This is a genomic window from Vulcanococcus limneticus LL (genome assembly GCF_002252705.1).
Taxonomy (GTDB): domain Bacteria; phylum Cyanobacteriota; class Cyanobacteriia; order PCC-6307; family Cyanobiaceae; genus Vulcanococcus; species Vulcanococcus limneticus.
Map to the genome: position 1 here is coordinate 1 of NZ_NQLA01000151.1, position 963 is coordinate 963.

Below are 963 nucleotides of genomic sequence, written 5' to 3' on the forward strand. Positions count from 1 at the left end.
GGAAACTCTGGACAATAGAGGCTTGAGTGCCCGCTTAGATCAGCCAATATTCTTTAAGCCTGGATTGGCCTCTAGCGTCGCAAGCTGGTGGCTCAGTGGGCTTATTCCGAGCTGAATCTATCTGAGATCTTGGACTGAGTCGAGGCGTTCGGACATGCTATCTTCATGGTTGGACTGCCGTCAGTAACTGTCGCCGAGCCAGGAAAAGATTGGTCAGCGCTGCCAGCACATGGATCTTGCAGCGGTTCCTGGCCAGGCCTCGCAGCCGGGTCTTCTGGAAGCCGAACTGTTGCTTGATCACCCTGAACGGGTGCTCCACTTTCGATCGGATGTGGGCCTTGGCGGTCTCGATCAGCTCCTGCAGCCTTCCCTCGGGCGTGTCCGGCAGGACGCGGCGTTTGCCGGGCCGCATCGCCACTCTGAACTCCGTCGTCTTGCCTGCCATCTCTTGCCTTTTGGCGATTCCCTGGTAGCCAGCGTCGCCGTAAACCACCTCCTCATCCCCATGCAACAGCTCGGCCGCCGGAGTGAGGTCGTGGACATTGGCGGCCGTGACCACCACCGAATGGATCAGGCCTGAGTCCTTGTCCACGCCGGCGTGGACTTTCATACCGAAATACCACTGGTTGCCTTTCTTGGTCTGGTGCATCTCCGGATCGCGCTTGCCAGCCTTGTTCTTGGTGGAGCTGGGGGCGGAGATCAAGGTGGCATCGACGATCGTGCCCTGCCGCATCGTCATACCCCGCGCGCGGAGGTGGGCTTTGACCGTCTCAAAGATCTGCTCCCCCAGACCGTGTCTTTCCAGCAGGTGGCGGAAGCTCAGAATCGTCGTCTCGTCAGGAATCCGGTCGCTGATCAGGTCGATCCCGGCGAAACGGCGCATGGTGGGCACCTCGATCAGCGCCTCTTCCATGCCTGGGTCGCTGAGCGAATACCACTGCTGCATCAGGTGAATCCGCAGCA

The 963-nt window shown here is 59.8% G+C and carries 1 protein-coding gene; it reads right to left on the reverse strand.

Annotated elements, in window-relative coordinates; all coding sequences use genetic code 11:
* Nucleotides 1–163: 163 nt before the first annotated feature.
* Nucleotides 164–963, reverse strand: an 800-nt coding sequence (locus CJZ98_RS17840; protein WP_094592437.1) for an IS5 family transposase, incomplete at its 5' end; no start/stop codon positions are given.